Consider the following 17328-nt stretch of genomic DNA (forward strand, 5'->3'; position numbering starts at 1 on the left):
ACGGCAGGGCTACCTTTGCGGTAGAGGAGGCCTTCTGACGCGGAAGGCTATTTCCTTTTTACTTACAATTACTCATCTACAATCTCACAGCCAAAGGTGGAACATACATGGTACCAACGAATTTACGAGCTTTTCTAGACATTTTGCGCCGCGAAAATCAACTGATTGAAATCTCCGCTCCAGTAGACCCAAATTTAGAACTCGCCGAGATTCATCGTAGAGTTATTGATGAGCAAGGCCCAGCCTTGCTGTTCACGAATGTCAAAGGAAGTTCATTCCCTGTCGTCTCCAATCTGTTCGGGACAACAAGACGCGTTGATCTTGCCTTCGGCCCCAAACCGGAGCAATTCATGAAAGCGGTTATTAACGCTACAAGCACGTTAATGCCCCCAACGCCGCAAGCGCTCTGGGGCGAACGTGCCCTCATTATGGATCTGCTGAAGGTTGGAACGAAGAAAGTACAACCGAACCAAGCGCCGATTCTCGGCGGCTTGAAGCAGGACAACCCACTCGCAGGACTGCCTGTCCTGACGAGCTGGCAAGAAGACGGCGGCCCGTTCGTCACGCTGCCGCTCGTCTACACCGAGCACCCGGACGGCGGTCATCATAATCTCGGCATGTACCGCATGCAGGTTTATGATGACTTCACTACCGGAATGCACTGGCAAATACATAAAGGCGGCGGCTTCCATTACCATGAAGCCGAGAAACGCAACAAGCCGCTGCCCGTCACCGTGTTCCTGGGCGGCCCGCCTGCGCTCATCGCCTCGGCGATTGCGCCAGTGCCCGAGCACCTGCCCGAGCTGATGCTCGCTTCGCTCATCCTCGGCCAGAAGCTCCCCATGGTGGAGAACCCCCATGGGGGGCACCGCCTCGTGGCCGAGGCGGAGTTCGCGATATGCGGCTCCGTACCGCCGCATACGAGACGTGCCGAAGGGCCGTTCGGCGACCACTTCGGGTATTACTCACTCATCCATGATTTCCCGGTATTCAACGTGAATCATGTATGGCACCGCAAAGACGCGATCTATCCGGCAACGATCGTCGGTAAACCGCGCCAAGAGGATTACTTCCTTGGCGAATTCCTGCAAAGACTGCTCGAGCCCGCGTTTCCGATGGCGATGCCGGGGGTTAAAGATCTCTGGACGTATGCAGAGACCGGGTTCCACCCGCTCGCAGCTGCCGTCGTCCGTGAGAGCTATAGCCGTGAGGCGCTTGGCACGGCATTCCGCATTCTAGGTGAGGGTCAGCTGTCACTCACCAAGTTCTTGATCGTCACGGACAAGCCGACGGTCTTGGCCAACTTCACTGAGCTGCTTGAAACTGTGCTGGAGCGTTTTGATCCAGGACGTGACCTATTCATCTTCAACAAAACATCGCATGATACGCTTGATTATACAGGTGGCCAGCTTAATCACGGCAGCAAAGCAGTCCTTCTCGGCACAGGTGACCCTGTACGCGAACTGCCAAGAGCCTACACCACCGGAGAGCTGCCTGAGATCCATGATATCACCGTTTACTGCGGCGGATGTCTGCTTGTCTCAGGGGCATCTTACGCGGCGGAGCCGGAGCTGCCACAGCGTCTGCTGGCGAATGCAGCCAGCCGCTTAACCGAGTGGCCGCTAGTCATCTTAGTGGATGATGCCAGTGGCATCGCGAACGACCAAACCAAGTTCTTATGGACCGTGTTCACTCGTTTCAATCCAGCAAGTGACATGTACGCGCAATCCAGTGTAAATCGTCATCATATCGCTTATGAAGTTCCGATTGTGATTGATGCTCGTATGAAACCGGGATACCCAGATGAGCTGTTCCCGCGGGAAGATATCGTGGAACTCGTGGATCGCCGCTGGAAAGAATATTTCGCATGAATGCGGATCGGCTCCGTTCCTTTTATCCACATGCAGGATTTGTTATGGTGTATATCCTTTGGGGCATTAATTTAGCTTCGCTAAAGATTGGGGGAAGAGAGTGGGATTCCCTCGTTTTTAACGGGTTGCGCTTCGCAAGTATGATTCCGATCTTGTGGGTCTATACTTACTTTTATTATCGATCGCGTTCGCTGAAGATGCAGATTGCTGGTAAAGATCTTCTCCTTATATGTGGATTAGGCATTCTCAATGCTATTGGCATGGAAGCCCTTCTGCAGTATGCCTTGCAGTTTTCTAACTCCGCGAATGGCGCTGTACTAGGACGCGGCTTCATGCCCGTCATAACGGTTCTTTTCGCTTTAATAGCTGGTCAAGTGAGGCTCACATGGCGCATCCTTATAGGGATTCCATTAGCTTTATGCAGTGTAATCATCATAGTCTCAGGTGGGGTTGATGGATTCCATCTTGGAGGAGAAACGTTTAAAGGAGATATCCTATTACTGATGCGCAGTGTTATGGGAGCCATTTATCTCATCGGTATGAATCGACTTGTATTGCGCTATCCGCTGCCGCTGTTGATTTCGCTTGAAATGACAGCGGGGGCGCTTTCGTTATTGCCCTTCGTACTTTTGCGTGCTGACGCAGCCTATTATGCGGCCATCTCTTCGACAGGTTGGATCAGTTTAATTTACACTTCCTTGTTGGCTACTGCCATAGGATTTTCTATACACAACTGGAGCTTAGCTAAGCTAGGGCCGTTCAAATCCTCTGCTTATGGATACTTACTTCCTGTAACAGCAGCTATTGCAGGCTTTATTTTTTTACATGAGTCTATCTCTCTGTATCAATGTTTGGGTGGTGTTGGGGTTTTGGCAGCTATGTATTTAGTGCAACGGGATCGTTCACAGAAGGTGAAACAGACAATGCTAAGCGAACAAATAGCAAAGCTATAACCGAACAAATTTGCTAGGATGAAAAAGGGGTGTGCCCGTGCTGCGAGTATTGTTCAATGAACCGAAACGAATCGATAGCGGACTTCTTCTAGACGCTGGCAACGCGGTGAGAACGTATATTGAGCTGTTGGAATCTAAGGAGCATAGCCACCTAGCCTCAGAGTATCCCAAGTACCATAGACGGGCGATCTGGAGCAAGGGGTTTATCGATGCCTTGGATGAGCTGGAACAGAGCAAATATTGCTGTGAGCGTTACGCTGAACATATCAGTAAGGCATTCTTGGAGGAAATGAACCCGCAAGAGGTCGAAGAATATCATCGATTTGTTTATTTTTATAAAAATGCCTTCATTCGCTTGTTTTCGATCTTGGACAAATTGGGCACGTTTATGAATGATCTATTCGAGCTGAAAACAGAGACGCTTAAGTCTCGTTTCTCGTACTTTACCGTACTGCGCCGCATGCATGAAAAACATATTCACGGTTCACTGGAACTCCAGCTTTATAATCTCAAAATGGATTATAAATCGGCATTAGACCGATTGCGAAATCAACGTAATATGGAAATTCATTATATTAATGCTGAAATGCTGGATGATCTTATGCAAAAAGAACCGATTCCAGGAGAACGAATTCATGTTGAAAATGTGAAATCAAATGTCGCTGATCTGCAGCAGGGATTTGAAATGGTGTGCCGAACCTTAACAATAGCTTTCTCTTATATTACGGCAAGTATTGCAAAGGGGTAAGAGGACCATGGAATTAAGAGGCCGAACGGTTCTTATTACAGGCAGCGCCAAAGGCTTGGGCAAAATGACCGCGATCACCCTAGCACAGCGGGGTTGTCAGGTAGCTGTCAATTATGTAAATAGTGAAAAGGAAGCCTCTGAGCTCGTCCTTCGATTGGAAGATCTGGGTGTTCGCAGCGTAGCTGTCCAAGGGGATGTTGCTAAACGTGAAGATATTATACGTATGGTGGAACAAACGACCTCTAAGCTCGGTCCGATTGATATACTCGTGAATAATGCCGGACCTTTCTTCAGAGAGCGGCGCTTTTTCGCTGATTATAACGTCGATGAGATTGAGTATCTGATGCGCGGCAATTTGCTTGGCGTCATGGAGCTTGATCATTTGGTTCTGCCTATGATGCGGGAGAGACGCTGGGGACGAATCATCCATTTTGGATTCGGCAAGGCGGCTGAAGCTAGGGGTTGGACGCATCGCGCCGTATACGCGGCGGCTAAGGTAGGCTTAGTTTCCTTCACGAAGACATTGGCGGAAGAAGAAGCGAGTCATGGGATCACAGTCAATATGATATGCCCTGGCGATATTCGAGGTAAGAACAAAGAACGGACGATGCAAGAAGCGCGTCTGGAGGTTGATGGGGAAACACCGGTAGGAAGACCTGGGACGGGCGAAGATGTAGCTAGAGTCATTGATTTCCTTTGTTTACCTGCATCTGATTTTATTACTGGAAATATTATGGATATTTCTGGGGGCCTCGATCCGATCCAACCATTGCCGGTGCTTAACCAGCGTAAAAACTAGTCCTTATCATATATGCAAAAAGAGCTTACCATAGAGGTAAGCTCTTTCTTATGATATAGTCGTAATTAGAATACCTGTACGACTTCTGTTATGCCTTCAACCTCTTCAACCAATGCGCGCTCAATACCAGCTTTCAACGTGATTGTTGAGCTTGGGCAGCTGCCGCAGGCACCCATAAGTTTCAGCTTCACAATACCGTCTTCTACATCAACGAGATCTACGTCACCGCCATCGCGTTGTAGAAAAGGACGGAGTTTATCTAAAACCTCAAGGACTTCATCATAAATTACTTCTTTTGTTTTTTCAGTCATTTGATTCATCTCCTTTCTTCTATTATTATATTACAATAATGTTTAAATGAAAATGGTTGTGGGCTTGAATATCAACATAAGGTGGAATTTATATAATGAGACCAATCATTGAGTTTTGTGCCAGTAATATGCACCATGGAACTGATAAAGTCATGAAAGCCTTGGAACAAAATCCTGACTTCGACGTCATGGAATACGGCTGTCTAGGCAATTGCGGACAGTGCTATATGGAACCTTATGCGCTTGTGAATGGCGAAATCATTGCAGCTGAAAGCGCCGATGCTCTCCACGAGCGCATTTTAAACCGGATTAAAGAAATAGAAGCAATGTACGAACTTCTTGGAGACTAATCTTACCCGAAGTGGCGTTTCGACTTCCAGAGTACACCGCTTTTGAGTACACGAGCGATTTTACCCGTCATTAACGTACGTTTACCCATGATGCCGAAGCCGGCCTTTTTACCTAGTGAACCCAGTGTACCTCTAAGTTTGATTTTACCAAGACGAGGTGTATCGCCTTTCCAAATCGACAGCATGGCTTCGGCAATCTGCTTGCCTTGGGCTTGTGCCGCTTGCGCACTAGGAGAGAACGGCAGGGAAGCACAGTCCCCTACGACGAACACTTCTTGATACTCTGGGATTTGATGATACTCGTTAAGCAGGATCCGGCCTTGGCGGTCTTTGGGTACATTCAAAGCCTCTACGATTGGATTGGGCTGAATGCCTGCTGTCCAGATCGTAGCATCGGTTTTAATAATTTCATCCCCGTTGTACAAATCTCCACCATCTAGGCGGACTAAAGATACTTGAGGACGGAGCTCAATATGATGTTCCGTCATCCATTCGCGAACGTACTGCTGCAGATTGCTCGGGAAAGCAGAAAGTAAGCTTGGACCACGATCAATCAATCGAATGTTCAAATCAGCCCGGCTTTCACGGAGCTCAGCTGCCATTTCAACACCGCTTAGACCTCCTCCAATAATGGAGACTTGTCCATATGGCGCAATGTCGTTAATGCGCTGGTAGGTAGCACGTGTCTGGCAAAGAGTCTGGATGCTGGAAGAGTACTCTTTAGCACCGACAATTCCATGATAACTATCCACACAACCCAGACCAATAACTAACCAGTCGTACGAAAGCGGTTCTTGATCTTCAAAAAGAATTTGCTTGTTGTTCAAGTCGACGCTAGAAACCTCACCGAATGTTAGAAGCAGACGTGGGTCATTCGGATAGGCAACACGAATATGAGTTTCAGCAATCGTACCTGAGGCTAGTGCGTAATATTCTGTTTTTAACCCTTGAAAAGGGCTTCGGTCAATTAGTACGAGTAGTGTATCTTCTGGTAAATCCTTCTCCAGCATGTTTAAGGCTATGGTCAAACCGCCATAACCTCCTCCAAGAATCACGAACTTTTTCATTCCATCCAATATCCCTTCTGAACAATATCTCTTCTCTAGTATGACTAATATACTCTGATTTCATTATAAAAGGTGTCGCGTTCAACAGGAACTCGTCCTGCGCCTTTAATAAGATAAACGAGTTCATCACGTGTAAGACCTTCTGGTGACAAAGCTCCAGCAGCATGAGAAATCTTCTCTTTCACGATCGTACCATGTGCATCCGAAGCACCGAAAGCGAAGGATAGCTGGGTCAATTTTGTACCAATGTTGATGAAATAAGCCTTAATATGTGGGAAATTATCCAGCATCAATCGGCTAATCGCAATGGTTTTGAGTTCATCCCAAGCAGGTACACGTTGCTTGAGTCCTGCGTTTTTGCTTGCCGGTTGAATGGAATTCGGAATGAATACTAAGAAGCCACCTGTTTCATCTTGGAGTTCACGCAGCAACAGCATATGACGAATGCGTTCCTCTTTTGTTTCAATTGAGCCGTACAGCATTGTTGCGTGAGTTTTCATACCGAGCAAATGAGCGTTACGATGCACGTCAATCCATTCCTCCGAGGACGCTTTTTCAACTTTCATTTTAGTCCGGTAGCGCTCAGTCAGAATTTCGGCTCCTCCTCCTGGAAGAGTGGATAAGCCTGCATCCATTAGTGTTTTGAGGACATCTCGGAAACTGAGACCACTGATACGCGAGAAAAATTCAATTTCAGCCGCCGTATGAGCTTTAATCGTAACGTCTGGGTAGGCTTGCTTCAATTGGCGGATACAATCCACATAATATTCAAAAGGCAAATGCGGGTTATGCCCTTGGCTAATATGAAATTCTTTAATTTCTGGATTAAAATTTTCAGCTACATAATCTAACATTTGACTAGGTGTCAGTGTGTATGATCCTTCTTCACCTTCGTCGCGGCGGAAATGACAAAAAGCACAATGCTCCTCGCACACATTCGTAAAGTACAAACTCATATTTTGGACAAAATAAACCTTGTTTCCGTTCATTCGTGTATTAACTTTGTTTGCTAATTGACCGATGGTTAGTAAATCGTCCGATTCATACAAAAATAGCCCATCTTCCATAGATAGACGTTGATTGTTCTCAACCTTGTCAGCAATTTCGGCCATCCGTTTGACCGGGTCTGTAGTCACAACACTCATCATTATTCCTCCTCTGAATAGTAAATAAAGTCCATACTGAATCGACGCATTCAGCTACATAAGGACCAAATGCGTTTTGCGGTGTGAGACGCTCGCGTACCTGTTCATCCAGTTCGGTTCAGGAATTCACATCGCTTTTCACTATACGTGCAATCCATCCATCCCATTATAAACCTACGTGTTGGGAGGGGCAATATCATTTAGATGGAGATAAATTGACAATATGCAAATAGGACATGATTTTTCCTATTATATTAGGAAATGTTATTCCCAATATTAACAAATTCCTGTATACTATTGCAATGTGATTACGTAGGGCTAAAGGTGATTATATCGTGATACCAGTATTCGTGACCGAACCGCAGGAACGATTAAATATAGAAATAGAACAGCTTAGAGGCCACATGGTTTCCTTAGGTACGGCATACGGCTTCCTTCATCCAGAAGTGCAGCAGTGCAGTCGAGAGCTCGATCAATTGCTGTTACAATATTATGCGATAAGACATAACCGTAAGTATGGCTGAAATGGCTAAGAATGACTGCGCAGCTGCCCTTGAGCAATGCACCAGATAGGAGTATACTTGATAGTAAGCATTACGAAAACTTAGTATAATGCCAGTTTTCCATAAGGAGAACTTTAGGGAGGGATTTCCGTTATGATTAACATTAGTGAATCAGCGTCAGATAAGATTAAAGAGCTTCTATCTTCTGAAGAATCACCGAACCTGTTCTTGCGTCTAGGTGTCAAAGCTGGAGGCTGCAGTGGTTTCTCTTACGGCATGGGCTTCGATGATGAGCAGAAGGATGACGATAAAGTATTCACCATTCATGGCCTCAAGGTCGTTGTGGACGAAGATAGCTCCAAATATTTATACGGTGTTGAAATTGACTACACAGACGCAGGCATGGGCGGCGGGTTCTCCATTAACAACCCGAACGCAGTAGCTTCCTGTGGATGTGGCTCATCCTTCAAAGTGAAGGATGAAGAGGGTTTAGTTGAGAAGTGCGACGATAAAGTCGAAGCTTAATACGTGATTACAACCTCCAAGCTTATGTGTTGATGTTAATACACAGAAGCTTGGAGGTTTTTTTATGTTAAAGAATAAAGAGAGATGAGTGCTAAATGGTATAATAGGGATAAATAGGGAAATGGAGGAGTAAATCATGAAACTACGTGAATCAGGTATCATTTTATTTTGCGAAGATTACGAACGAGTCTTAAATTTTTACACGGAGAAGATTGGTCTTCCTATTCGTGAACAAAAAAGTGATTTAGCTGTACTTGATTTTGGTGGCAGTTATTTAATGATTGAGGATAATGGCACTGCATCAACAACACCAAAGACTAGAGCGCAAAACCCTACAGTGATAAGGTTCAACGTAAATGATTTTGAAGATACAATTTTGGAGCTATTGAATCGCGGTGTGAAAGTCGATGTACATTCATTTAATTGGGGGAAAATTGGCGTAATCATTGATCCAGAAGGAAACAGGATAGAGATCAAGGATTAGTCTTATGCATGTAATTTCAAGTGATACAATATACATAAAAAGGAATTCCTGCAGTTGGTGAGAGGAGTTGAATCCTATAAGTGAATTGGAATTTTAATGTTTCAATCATCTCTACAATTGTTGTCATTTTCGTATTAATGCTGTTTTACAGAAATAGGGAAGAAGACGAAGGATATTTAGGGTTGAAATTAGTTGGGTATTACATTTTAGGTACTTTCAATTTAAAAGTTGGTATTTTAATTCCTATTGGATTTATTATTTGGCTGCTTTTGTTTCACCCGAAGACGAACCGAACGATTAAGAGATATTCGGCTATATTTGGATTACTTATGATGTTGATTGGTTATTGGATTCATTAGCTTCCCGAGTGCAGGATAGTTGCACTTGTGGGAGCCTTTTTTACATTATTTGCAAAAAACTAATGACTAGCGGAACCCTTTTAAGCATGGAAAGAATAGAATAGATTGAAAGGTTTAGTTTACTAGTGATATAAGAAGAAGGTGTGTCGATGGCTACTAGACAGGAATTTATTGAGATGATTGCACCTATTGCAGTGAAGCTTCGCTTAGAGAACTCACCGATCTATCCTTCAGTGAGAATCGCGCAAGCCATTCATGAGACCGGGGGCAATTTGAACGCGTGGAACAATCTAGTCGGATATAAGGTTGGTACTGGGGTGTTAACACCCTATTGGCAGGGGGATCGCGTTTCAACAACAACATGGGAAGTCATTGGAGGTATACGTTATGATAACGTACCTGGAGATTTTCGCGCATATCTTACGCTTGAGGCAGGGTTTCGTGATCAGGATTTACTTTTTGGATCCCCTCGTTATGCTAGTGTCAGGATGGCGAGAAGTCCTGGTGAGCAAGTGAAAGCATTGCAAAGCAGTGGATATGCAACGGATCCTTCTTATGCTAGTAAACTGAATACGATTATTCAAACCTATGGTTTAACTCACTTTGATGAGGAGGTCGTTCGTATGTTAGAGAAACTGCAGGAACAAATCGTAGCCTTACAAAATAGAGTAAGTTCCTTAGAGGAGCAAGCGGCGATGGAGGTCGTACCGCAAGGGCGAAAGCTGCTGTAGACGCTGCGGTCAAAGCCTCATTAATCGATACTCCGGAGAAAGGGAGCTATGATTTCTATCGATTATTAACAGTTCTTCATCGCAAAGGGATCATCTAATGGCATGGAAGAGAAAAGGCCGCAAGTGTATAACGGGTTGCTTATCCCTAATACACCATGCGGCCTTTAATTTTAACATTATCACCATACTTGGCTTTCATGAGCTTACTTTGTTCTAGCATAAATGCGTAAATTTCTTTCAAACGGTTCTTACGTGGCTTAATCGTTTCTTTAATTTCACCATTTAGTACAATATCGTAGACGATCATATCTTTCGCTCCTTTGTTTTTGTCTTTCTATTATCATTGTAGGCTATGAATATTAAATGACGATTAAAATTTCTTTTCAATTGTGTGAACAATCTTAAGGATTTGTTAAGTGAACGTAAAATATTTCCGTTATTTCGATCAATTTTTTTTATCGGCAGACTGGCAGTTTAGCGTGTGCATAACTTTATACACAGTATCCCCTAGAAATACAGTGCGTTTATGGGACATATTAACAATCTACCCACAGGATATGCACAGGTATCTGTGGATAACGGAACGCTTGTTCTAATTTTCCCCCCATGATAATATAATTACAAATTATAGAATAAAGGTGATTTCAGTGAGACAAATTAGTGACGAAACATTGATCGACTCTTATTACAAAGCATTAGATTTGAGATTGGAATCAGATTTTGTTGACCTGTTGCTCGCAGAAATACAGAGACGTAATTTAAAACTGCACGTCTACATCAAGGATGAAACCCCGCTAAACTAGAGAGTTTCATCATGAAGTTATTTGGATGGTAAAATTCTGGTGGCAGTCGGCGCAGTTTACCAGATGAAGGCATTGATTATTCTGTGATCCTAGTGTCCCATCTGACATGGAGATATCATCAATCTCTCGATAAGGAGAGTAGGGACCTAGATAGTCACTCCATTTCCCGCAATCATTCATCTGTTGTGAACAAACAGGACACTCAGTATTCAGCTCCTGTAGGCCGTTGCAAACTGGACATATATATGACAAAGGGGTATTCCTCCTAATCCGTAGATTAGGTTTAGAATACCCCATTTTATTTGAGAAGATTAAAATTTTAAGTTACTGCTGTGTCCTGGCGAAAGCTTGGCATTAGGGTCAATATAGACTTTAGCGTTATTAATTGCAGTAGGTGCTTCACCAAAGCCAACAGCAATCAGTTTCAATTTCCCAGGATAAGTTGTGATATCTCCAGCAGCGAAGATGCCTGGAATGTTTGTTTCCATTCTGGAGTCAACAACGATTGAGCCGTTTTCAATCTCAAGGCCCCACTCGGAGATCGGACCAAGGGAAGAAACGAAGCCGAAGTTAATGATAACAGCATCGACATCATGCACGGTTTCTTCGCCAGATTTGATATCTTTAAGTGTTACTTGCTCAATGCGGTCACTACCGTGAAGTTTAGTGATTTCCGTAGGAGTTACAACATTTACTTTGGAGTTCATCAAGTTTTCTACGCTGTGCTCATGTGCACGGAATTTATCTCTACGGTGGATAAGCGTGACTTTCTCCGCGATAGGCTCAAGCATTAATGCCCAGTCAACAGCTGAATCGCCGCCACCGCTGATTAACACTTTTTGGCCAGCGAATGCATTCAAATCACTAACGAAGTAATGCAAGTTCTTCTTCTCGAATTGCGCGGCTTCCGGTAACTCAAGACGACGCGGTTCGAATGCGCCAACCCCACCTGAAATAATAACAGCGCGGCTCAAGTGTGTGCCTTTGTCTGTTGTTATTTCGAAGAGACGCTCTTCTTTTTTGATCACTTGGTGTACTTTCTCTTCCAAGCAAGTGTTGATTTGAAAGTGTTTCATCTGAGCTAACAAGTTGTCCACTAATTCTTGTGCGGTTACTTTTGGAAAGCCAGCTACATCATATATGTATTTCTCCGGATATAAAGCTGCAAGCTGACCACCAAGCTGCGGCATACTTTCGATAATCTTTACAGATGCTTGGCGCATACCCGCATAGAAAGATGCGAACATTCCAGCAGGACCACCACCGATAACAATAATGTCTACGATGTCTTGACTAGTTTCTCTCTCGTTCATTGATTAAACTCCTCCGATTCATTTCCTTTGATGTGTGTGATTCTCCTGAGTACAGTCACAATCATTATTCCATTATAAACGTCTCTTCTAATGAAGGAAACAGAAAAATGAGATTTCTTTATATAAATCGCTTATATATACGATAAATTATGTTTGCCACAGTTGGACAAGCTAGAAAGGTCCTTATGCCTTATTTTAAGCCAAAATAGGACTTGATATTTACTTATGAAAATTATATTATATCATGAGAATCAGTTTACGCATGTTGTGACTAATTTCATCCTGTTTCATCATAATTCGCTGCGTCTGAGTGCAAACTAGAGGCAGTATACTACTTTTGAAGCTGTTTGTGTAATTTTTCACAAGATAGAGAAACCATAGGACTATAAATACGGATATGGAAGTGAGAGAGAAATGAGTAGAATACCAAGAATCGTTATTTTAGGAGCAGGCTATGGCGGGATTCTATCCGCAATTCGTTTGCAAAAAGAATTAAATTACAATGAAGCTGATGTAACACTTGTAAACAAACATGACTATCATTACATTACTACCCATCTTCACATGCCTGCTGCAGGGACAGATAATCCTGAAAATGCACGCGTGAACATTTTGAAATTGATTGATGAATTTAAAGTTGATTTCGTGAAATCGACAGTTACACAAATCCGTCCGCACGAGAAAAAGGTTATTCTCGAAGATGGAACGCTTTCCTATGACTACCTGGTTATTGGTCTTGGTGGCGAAGCTGAAACTTTCGGTATTCCAGGTCTTAAAGAAAACGCATTGAACATCCGCAGTATCAACAGCGTTCGTTTCATTCGTGAACATATTGAATATCAATTCGCGAAGTACAAGCGTGAGCCAGATCGCAAAGATTACCTGACATTCGTTATCGGTGGAGCAGGGTTTACTGGCATCGAGTTCATTGGTGAGCTTGCTGACCGTATTCCACAGCTTTGCAAAGAATTCGACGTGGATCCTTCTCTTGTGAAGATTTATAATATTGAAGCAGCTCCAACAGCGCTGCCAGGATTCGATCCTGAGCTTGTTGAGTATGCGATGAAAGTTTTGACTGACAAAGGCATTACTTTCAAAATCGGTACAGCAATTAAAGAATGTACACCTGAAGGTGTTCTGATCGCTGGCGATGAGTTCATCAAAGCAGCTACAGTTGTTTGGACAGGCGGTATCCGCGGTAACCATATGCTTGATGAAGCTGGCTTCGAAACGATGCGAGGCAGAATTAAAGTTGATGAGCACCTGCATGCGCCAGGTTTCGATAACATCTATGTTGTTGGTGACTGTTCCATCGTGATGAACGATGAAGGAAGACCATATCCTCCAACAGCTCAAATCGCTATGCAGCAAGGTGAAGCTGTTGCGCACAACCTGATTGCTTCCATTCGCGGTTCGCAAATGAAAACTTTCAAGTACTCCAACAAAGGTACAGTTGCTTCCTTAGGTAAAGGTCAAGCCATTGGTATCGTTGGTTCCCGTAAGCTTAAAGGTAACGTTGCAGCCATGATGAAAAAAGTGGTTGATATGAGATACCTCTACATTATCGGCGGTATTCCACTTGTTATACGTAAGGGACGTTTCTAGTCATCATTAGTAAACGGGGGGATCGCCATGCGGCACTGCAGTGTCCAAGTAAGAGGACTTCTTACCCGGGATGAACTGGATCGTTACAATGCCTTGATCGAGGTCGGTCACTTTCTAGAGACTGAGAAACGTTATGATCATGTAGCCGTTGTGCAAAAGGAAATTGATATCCTCATTCTTCCTGCGATTGAACGCTTGAAGGAAAAAGGTCGTCAGCGTGACCGTGATACGGAAGCGTATCTGGCTCGTAAAGCGCAGATGGAAGCTGAATTAGAGGCTGCCCTGCGTGACGACGAGGATGAGGAGTAATTCATTGATAAGAAAGCTTCGCTCTTCACTGAGCAAGCTTTCTTTTTTTTGCTTCATTCATCTGCAATGGCTGTTTACCCTCTTCCAAAAATGTGCACAATGTTGATTGTACAGGGATGCAAAAAGAGTGAAGGACACGGAGTCCTTCACTCTTGAGTTATCTCTTAAATTTGAATTAATTTAACAAATTTATCAGGTGTCAGCAGGTTACCGACGTAGAAGTCTCCGAACTCACCGAAACGTGCGCTCACTTCGTCGAAACGCATTTCATAAACAAGCTTTTTGAAATGAAGAGGATCATCGGAGAACAGGGTTACGCCCCACTCCCAATCATCAAGTCCTACGGAACCGGTAATGATTTGTTTGACTTTACCTGCGTATGTGCGCCCAATCATACCATGGCTGCGCATCATTGTTTTGCGATCTTCTGCAGGGAGCATGTACCAGTTGTCATTGCCATCGCGACGTTTATTCATCGGATAGAAGCAGATGTGCTTCGATTTAGGCAGGATAGGCTTCAAGCGGGCCTGAATTTCCGGATCTTCCGAAGGATCCACACCTGGCTTAGCTAGATAACTGCTTAATTCTACAATGGATACGTAGGAATAGACCGGGATTGTAAAAGCGGCGAAGCTTGATTTATTAAACGTATTTTCCAATTCATTCAGTTCTTCAAGCGTTTCGCGCATTTGCATGAATACAAAGTCGGCTTTCTGACCAACGATGCTATAAACGCCAGTACTGCCTAGTTTATCGTTCTCGAATTGCTGCCACTGGGACAGAAATGTATTCAGCTCGTCCGTTGCGTGTTTACGCTCCTGAGGGGTTGCGGCATGCCATGCGTTCCAGTCGATCAGACGGAAATCATGGAGCGCATACCAGCCTTCCAGCGTTTGTACGGCTTCACTCATTGGTTTTCCTCCATTCAAGGGCTAATATCCCCTACATTGTATCCAATTCATAGGGAAAGGGCAAATGAACAAAGGGTGAAGAGGGAAATGTTCAATTTGTGTACACTTTACCTGTGACATTTCGTGGATTACAATTATAAGGAAGTCAGATAGATGAACGGCTTCTTACATTGTTAAGGGGGAACATACATTGTTACAAATGGTCATTGCCACTGTCTTAATGATAGTGTTATTTTTTGGGATCGGGTTTATTTTGAATATGCTAATGAAAACAACATGGTTTCCACTTTATGCTTTTATTGCTCTGGTTATTGGTGTTGTTATTTATGGTTCAATAGGAGAGGCGTCTTTTCTTTCCAGCGGAGAGAGCTTCACAATTGTTGATATTGTTCCGGCTATCGGTGGTTTAGTTGGCGCTATTTTAAGTGGATCGGCCATTAAAGCGCTGCGGATTAGAGGCTTCAAAATGTTTTAAGGTTCTCATAGAAATAGGCAGAACTGGTCACTCTAAGGTTGAGTTGCCTAAATTGACCTTTCGGAGGAGACTATTTTGCCTTTGGCCCATGTGAACGGAACCCAATTGAATGTTGAGATTACGGGGACTGGCACCCCAATCGTCTTTATTCATCCACCATTATTAACCTTACAGACGTTTGCTTATCAAAGAGAGCAGCTTTCGGACCATTTCCAAGTCATTACTTTTGATATCAGAGGGCATGGTGCGAGCAAGTCTTCAGAACGTACATTTAGCTATGCGCTTATTGTTGAAGATATAAGACAATTGCTAGATTACCTGGGTATTGAAAAAGCGTTCTTATGTGGTTATTCCACAGGTGGCGCGTTAGTGCTGGAAGCGCTGCTTACGTACCCTAAACGTTTCTTTGGGGGAATAATGGTTAGCGGGATGTCGGAATTAACAGATCCTTATAACAAAAGCAGGGTATGGCTCGCCGCGCGGATGGCCGGTTCTGGTCTCTTTATGAATTTGTTGAAAAAAGCGATCACCTTCGGGAATGCGGATAATGCTTCTACTTATCACGCACTGTACCAAAGCTCCGTTAGCGATGATGCCAAAAATGTGAAGCCGTATTATGAACAGGCCCTTACCTACACCTGTACGCGCCGTCTTCGGGGGATCCAGCATCCGATCCTATTGATTTATGGTCAAAAGGACCGCACATTTCATCGGTATGCGAACATACTCCATGAAGAGCTGCCGCATAGCTCCCTCTATTTCATAAAGGATGCTAAGCATCAAATTCCGATTAAAAACCCTTCAAAGATGAATGACTTGATCCGCCTTTGGGTGGACAGCCTGGAAGATATTCAGACACAGCGTATACAGTTGGACTTAGCGATTGCAAAGAAGCTGAACCCAGACATGTATGGCGAGGACATCAAGGAAAGTCAGCTGCCACTTTGATAGATTGAAGAGCCTGTTGAGAAAACTCAACAGGCTCTGTTTTTATTTAATAAGTCCGAAATTAAAAGTGTTCCAAAACAACCTTTCCAACTGTGTCGCCTGCTTCGATCATAGCGTGGGCCTTCCGCAAATTTGTTGCATCGATAGGCTCCATCCTTACAGCCAAAGTGGTACGGATGGTACCAGAATCGATTAGTTGGGCTACTTCATTTAGCAGTTTATGTTGTTCGATCATATCTGCCGTTTGGAACATCGAGCGGGTGAACATTAATTCCCAGACAAACGTTACGCTTTTATTTTTAAGCAAAGTCAAATTGAGTGGATGGTCCGTCTCAACGATGGAGCAAATTTTGCCTTGCGGCGCAATCGCTTCGGCCATGTTCTGCCAGTGCTGCTCCGTACTATTTAAACACAAGATATAGTCGGTATGCTGTAAGCCGAGAGCGTTCAATTGAGGAACGAAAGAATTGTGGTGGTTGATGACATGATCTGCTCCCATTGTTTTCACCCAATCGATCGAAGTGGGACGGGAAGCCGTACCAATTACTGTCAGGCCGGCATACTTCGCTAGTTGTATTGCAATGGATCCTACACCCCCAGCAGCACCTATGATCAAAATAATCTTACCAGCGTTAACGTCTTTATTGTGGGACACACCTAGTCGGTCAAACAGTGCCTCCCAAGCTGTTATGGCTGTTAATGGCAGTGCTGCCGATTGAGCGAAATCAAGCGTTGACGGTTTTGTTCCGACGATACGTTCATCGACAAGATGAAACTCGCTGTTTCCGCCCGGGCGTGTAATGCTGCCTGCATAATAAACCTCATCGCCTGGTTGAAATAATGTGCATTCCGGTCCTGTTTGTTCCACTACACCCGCGACGTCCCACCCCAGGATTCTTGGTGGTACTTCAGTCTTATCTTTTGGAGCCCTTACTTTGGTATCGACTGGATTTACAGAAATAGCCTTAACTTTGACAAGGAGATCTTTACCTATAGGAACCGGCTTCTCAATTTCCACATCAATCAAGCTTTCCGAATGCTCCACATTTAAATACTTATATAGACCTACTGCTTTCATAGTCTCTTTTGCAATCATATTTCCCATCTCCTCATTTAAA

The 17328-nt window shown here is 44.0% G+C and carries 22 protein-coding genes; 15 read left to right on the forward strand and 7 right to left on the reverse strand.

Features of this window, described 5'->3' with window-relative positions; genetic code table 11:
* The first annotated feature begins 107 nt into the window (after window positions 1-107).
* From GC098_RS03595 to GC098_RS03610, 4 genes are read left to right on the forward strand one after another with little or no spacing between them, the layout of a single operon-like run.
* Window positions 108-1871, forward strand: a complete 1764-nt coding sequence (locus tag GC098_RS03595; protein WP_171641037.1) for a UbiD family decarboxylase — start codon at window positions 108-110, stop codon at window positions 1869-1871.
* A complete protein-coding gene (locus tag GC098_RS03600) occupies window positions 1868-2824 on the forward strand; it encodes a DMT family transporter (protein WP_171641038.1) in 957 nt (318 codons plus the stop codon). Before GC098_RS03595 ends, GC098_RS03600 begins: the two co-directional genes overlap by 4 nt.
* Before the next feature lie 37 nt (window positions 2825-2861).
* Window positions 2862-3572 carry a Cthe_2314 family HEPN domain-containing protein gene (locus GC098_RS03605; protein WP_171641040.1) on the forward strand — a complete coding sequence of 237 codons (711 nt, stop codon included), beginning with the start codon at window positions 2862-2864 and terminating at the stop codon, window positions 3570-3572.
* Between the two features lie 7 nt (window positions 3573-3579).
* Window positions 3580-4371: an SDR family oxidoreductase gene (locus GC098_RS03610; protein ID WP_171641042.1), complete on the forward strand. Its 792-nt coding sequence runs from the start codon at window positions 3580-3582 to the stop codon at window positions 4369-4371.
* Between the two features lie 65 nt (window positions 4372-4436).
* Here the strand turns inward: GC098_RS03610 and GC098_RS03615 are convergent, their stop codons facing one another.
* The gene (locus GC098_RS03615) at window positions 4437-4682 is read right to left on the reverse strand and encodes a NifU family protein (protein WP_056829608.1); all 246 of its coding nucleotides are present in this window, start codon (window positions 4680-4682) and stop codon (window positions 4437-4439) included.
* Between the two features lie 95 nt (window positions 4683-4777).
* Here GC098_RS03615 and GC098_RS03620 point away from each other — a divergent pair, with 95 nt between their 5' ends.
* Window positions 4778-5032 (forward strand): YuzB family protein, encoded by a 255-nt coding sequence (locus GC098_RS03620; protein WP_057307555.1) that lies wholly within the window; start codon window positions 4778-4780, stop codon window positions 5030-5032.
* 2 nt (window positions 5033-5034) lie between these two features.
* Here GC098_RS03620 and GC098_RS03625 read toward each other — a convergent pair whose 3' ends face one another.
* Together GC098_RS03625 and mqnE are read right to left on the reverse strand one after the other, a co-directional pair.
* Complete coding sequence (locus GC098_RS03625; RefSeq protein ID WP_171641044.1) at window positions 5035-6099, reverse strand: NAD(P)/FAD-dependent oxidoreductase; 1065 nt, start codon at window positions 6097-6099, stop codon at window positions 5035-5037.
* A gap of 44 nt (window positions 6100-6143) precedes the next feature.
* A complete protein-coding gene (mqnE, locus tag GC098_RS03630; RefSeq protein ID WP_376773826.1) occupies window positions 6144-7247 on the reverse strand; it encodes an aminofutalosine synthase MqnE in 1104 nt (367 codons plus the stop codon).
* Window positions 7248-7579: 332 nt separating this feature from the next.
* On the opposite strand from mqnE, the gene GC098_RS03635 reads away from it, so the two are divergent.
* The 5 genes from GC098_RS03635 (at window position 7580) to GC098_RS03655 (ending at window position 9846) form a co-directional block, all read left to right on the forward strand.
* Window positions 7580-7768 carry a Spo0E family sporulation regulatory protein-aspartic acid phosphatase gene (locus GC098_RS03635; protein ID WP_312879978.1) on the forward strand — a complete coding sequence of 63 codons (189 nt, stop codon included), beginning with the start codon at window positions 7580-7582 and terminating at the stop codon, window positions 7766-7768.
* A gap of 132 nt (window positions 7769-7900) precedes the next feature.
* Window positions 7901-8272 (forward strand): iron-sulfur cluster insertion protein ErpA, encoded by a 372-nt coding sequence (gene erpA, locus GC098_RS03640; RefSeq protein WP_029194777.1) that lies wholly within the window; start codon window positions 7901-7903, stop codon window positions 8270-8272.
* A 136-nt stretch (window positions 8273-8408) separates the two neighbouring features.
* Window positions 8409-8756, forward strand: coding sequence for a VOC family protein (locus GC098_RS03645; protein WP_171641048.1), 348 nt, complete (start codon window positions 8409-8411; stop codon window positions 8754-8756).
* An 80-nt stretch (window positions 8757-8836) separates the two neighbouring features.
* The gene (locus tag GC098_RS03650) at window positions 8837-9115 is read left to right on the forward strand and encodes a hypothetical protein (RefSeq protein WP_171641050.1); all 279 of its coding nucleotides are present in this window, start codon (window positions 8837-8839) and stop codon (window positions 9113-9115) included.
* Between the two features lie 149 nt (window positions 9116-9264).
* Complete coding sequence (locus GC098_RS03655; RefSeq protein ID WP_246358402.1) at window positions 9265-9846, forward strand: glycoside hydrolase family 73 protein; 582 nt, start codon at window positions 9265-9267, stop codon at window positions 9844-9846.
* A gap of 145 nt (window positions 9847-9991) precedes the next feature.
* Here GC098_RS03655 and GC098_RS03660 read toward each other — a convergent pair whose 3' ends face one another.
* Window positions 9992-10153: a hypothetical protein gene (locus GC098_RS03660; RefSeq protein WP_029194774.1), complete on the reverse strand. Its 162-nt coding sequence runs from the start codon at window positions 10151-10153 to the stop codon at window positions 9992-9994.
* A gap of 340 nt (window positions 10154-10493) precedes the next feature.
* On the opposite strand from GC098_RS03660, the gene GC098_RS03665 reads away from it, so the two are divergent.
* Entirely contained in the window at window positions 10494-10649 is a 156-nt protein-coding gene (locus tag GC098_RS03665; protein ID WP_082562636.1) for a sporulation histidine kinase inhibitor Sda, read from the forward strand.
* Window positions 10650-10960: 311 nt separating this feature from the next.
* Here the strand turns inward: GC098_RS03665 and GC098_RS03670 are convergent, their stop codons facing one another.
* A complete protein-coding gene (locus tag GC098_RS03670) occupies window positions 10961-11962 on the reverse strand; it encodes an NAD(P)/FAD-dependent oxidoreductase (protein ID WP_171641052.1) in 1002 nt (333 codons plus the stop codon).
* A 414-nt stretch (window positions 11963-12376) separates the two neighbouring features.
* Here GC098_RS03670 and GC098_RS03675 point away from each other — a divergent pair, with 414 nt between their 5' ends.
* Both GC098_RS03675 and GC098_RS03680 read left to right on the forward strand, forming a co-directional pair.
* The gene (locus GC098_RS03675; RefSeq protein WP_047681609.1) at window positions 12377-13567 is read left to right on the forward strand and encodes an NAD(P)/FAD-dependent oxidoreductase; all 1191 of its coding nucleotides are present in this window, start codon (window positions 12377-12379) and stop codon (window positions 13565-13567) included.
* A gap of 27 nt (window positions 13568-13594) precedes the next feature.
* Complete coding sequence (locus GC098_RS03680) at window positions 13595-13876, forward strand: hypothetical protein (protein ID WP_029194771.1); 282 nt, start codon at window positions 13595-13597, stop codon at window positions 13874-13876.
* Window positions 13877-14040: 164 nt separating this feature from the next.
* Here the strand turns inward: GC098_RS03680 and hemQ are convergent, their stop codons facing one another.
* The gene (gene hemQ, locus GC098_RS03685) at window positions 14041-14787 is read right to left on the reverse strand and encodes a hydrogen peroxide-dependent heme synthase (protein ID WP_171641054.1); all 747 of its coding nucleotides are present in this window, start codon (window positions 14785-14787) and stop codon (window positions 14041-14043) included.
* Window positions 14788-14977: 190 nt separating this feature from the next.
* On the opposite strand from hemQ, the gene GC098_RS03690 reads away from it, so the two are divergent.
* Window positions 14978-15262: a YuiB family protein gene (locus GC098_RS03690; protein ID WP_171641056.1), complete on the forward strand. Its 285-nt coding sequence runs from the start codon at window positions 14978-14980 to the stop codon at window positions 15260-15262.
* A 90-nt stretch (window positions 15263-15352) separates the two neighbouring features.
* Window positions 15353-16210, forward strand: a complete 858-nt coding sequence (locus GC098_RS03695; protein WP_312879979.1) for an alpha/beta fold hydrolase — start codon at window positions 15353-15355, stop codon at window positions 16208-16210.
* Between the two features lie 61 nt (window positions 16211-16271).
* Here GC098_RS03695 and GC098_RS03700 read toward each other — a convergent pair whose 3' ends face one another.
* Window positions 16272-17306 (reverse strand): zinc-binding alcohol dehydrogenase family protein, encoded by a 1035-nt coding sequence (locus GC098_RS03700; RefSeq protein WP_246358403.1) that lies wholly within the window; start codon window positions 17304-17306, stop codon window positions 16272-16274.
* Window positions 17307-17328 lie beyond the last annotated feature (22 nt).

The organism is Paenibacillus phytorum, assembly GCF_013141715.1.
In the GTDB taxonomy this organism is placed as follows: domain Bacteria; phylum Bacillota; class Bacilli; order Paenibacillales; family NBRC-103111; genus Paenibacillus_E; species Paenibacillus_E phytorum.

Bases quoted from the DNA above. Each gene is read 5' to 3' on its own strand.
- GC098_RS03595 (WP_171641037.1), top strand. From the start codon at position 108: ATGGTACCAACGAATTTACGAGCTTTTCTAGACATTTTGCGCCGCGAA.
- GC098_RS03600 (WP_171641038.1), top strand. From the start codon at position 1,868: ATGAATGCGGATCGGCTCCGTTCCTTTTATCCACATGCAGGATTTGTT.
- GC098_RS03610 (WP_171641042.1), top strand. From the start codon at position 3,580: ATGGAATTAAGAGGCCGAACGGTTCTTATTACAGGCAGCGCCAAAGGC.
- GC098_RS03615 (WP_056829608.1), bottom strand. From the start codon at position 4,682: ATGACTGAAAAAACAAAAGAAGTAATTTATGATGAAGTCCTTGAGGTT.
- GC098_RS03620 (WP_057307555.1), top strand. From the start codon at position 4,778: ATGAGACCAATCATTGAGTTTTGTGCCAGTAATATGCACCATGGAACT.
- GC098_RS03625 (WP_171641044.1), bottom strand. From the start codon at position 6,099: ATGAAAAAGTTCGTGATTCTTGGAGGAGGTTATGGCGGTTTGACCATA.
- mqnE (WP_376773826.1), bottom strand. From the start codon at position 7,247: ATGATGAGTGTTGTGACTACAGACCCGGTCAAACGGATGGCCGAAATT.
- erpA (WP_029194777.1), top strand. From the start codon at position 7,901: ATGATTAACATTAGTGAATCAGCGTCAGATAAGATTAAAGAGCTTCTA.
- GC098_RS03645 (WP_171641048.1), top strand. From the start codon at position 8,409: ATGAAACTACGTGAATCAGGTATCATTTTATTTTGCGAAGATTACGAA.
- GC098_RS03655 (WP_246358402.1), top strand. From the start codon at position 9,265: ATGGCTACTAGACAGGAATTTATTGAGATGATTGCACCTATTGCAGTG.
- GC098_RS03660 (WP_029194774.1), bottom strand. From the start codon at position 10,153: ATGATCGTCTACGATATTGTACTAAATGGTGAAATTAAAGAAACGATT.
- GC098_RS03670 (WP_171641052.1), bottom strand. From the start codon at position 11,962: ATGAACGAGAGAGAAACTAGTCAAGACATCGTAGACATTATTGTTATC.
- GC098_RS03675 (WP_047681609.1), top strand. From the start codon at position 12,377: ATGAGTAGAATACCAAGAATCGTTATTTTAGGAGCAGGCTATGGCGGG.
- GC098_RS03680 (WP_029194771.1), top strand. From the start codon at position 13,595: ATGCGGCACTGCAGTGTCCAAGTAAGAGGACTTCTTACCCGGGATGAA.
- hemQ (WP_171641054.1), bottom strand. From the start codon at position 14,787: ATGAGTGAAGCCGTACAAACGCTGGAAGGCTGGTATGCGCTCCATGAT.
- GC098_RS03700 (WP_246358403.1), bottom strand. From the start codon at position 17,306: ATGATTGCAAAAGAGACTATGAAAGCAGTAGGTCTATATAAGTATTTA.